Below are 893 nucleotides of genomic sequence, written 5' to 3'. Positions count from 1 at the left end.
GGGGACAAGAAGGTTCTGGATTTCCTTAAGGAAATCAAGGAAAGTGCCTTGAAAGCCTATGAGAATCAGGAATATCCGTTCGAGGAACTGGTGGAAGCGGTAGAGGTACGACGGGATTTGTCCAGAAACCCGCTATTTGATGTGATGTTTGTCCTGCAAAACAACGAACAGTCGAACCTAGAAATGAACGGCTTAACATTGACAGGCATAGCCAGCGAACATACCATCGCCAAATTCGATCTCACCTTAAGCATCGGTGAAACGGAAGACGGCTATGCAATGAATTGGGAATATTGCACCGATCTGTTCGAGCAGGAAAGTGTACAACGGATGATGAAGCACTTCAGCCGCCTGGTGGACGAACTGACGGCCAATCCCGAGGCGAAGATCAACGAACTGAGTGTGGTGGACGAAGAAGAGAAGAGGCTGATCATTGAGACCTTCAATGACACCGCTACGGAATATCCAAGAGGAAAAACCGTTGTCGAGCTGTTTGAAGAACAGGTTGGGCAGACGCCGGACCGTATCGCGGTTGTATTTGAAGCTGCGCAATTGACGTATGCGCAGCTGAATGAAAAAGCAAACCAGTTGGCATACAAACTGCGGGAGCTTGGTGTCAAGCCAGATGACAGAGTTGCGATTCTGGCCGAAAAAAGCATGGAGATGATTATCGGTATCTACGGGATTATCAAGGCAGGCGGTGCCTATGTACCGATAGATCCTAGCTATCCGGACAATCGTATCCAGTATATGCTGGAAGACTGCCAGCCGAAAGCCATCCTGCTCGGAAGGGCAGAACTGCCGTTCAAAGGGGATATTCCGGTCATAGACCTATCCGATAAGGAGGTCTATACAGGCGAGGCTGCAAATCCAGAGCATGTCAATACGCCAAG

The 893-nt window shown here is 49.2% G+C and carries 1 protein-coding gene; it reads left to right on the top strand.

Translation table 11 applies throughout. The features are described 5' to 3' along the window. On the top strand, positions 1 to 893 hold an 893-nt coding region (locus PKO01S_RS28515; RefSeq protein WP_164779843.1), incomplete at both ends, for an AMP-binding protein.

The sequence above is a fragment of the Paenibacillus kobensis NBRC 15729 genome (assembly GCF_004000825.1).
GTDB classification, from domain to species: Bacteria; Bacillota; Bacilli; order Paenibacillales; family Paenibacillaceae; genus Paenibacillus_T; species Paenibacillus_T kobensis.
Note: the sequence above shows the minus strand (reverse complement) of the source record. Positions and strands in the feature narration are given on the sequence as shown.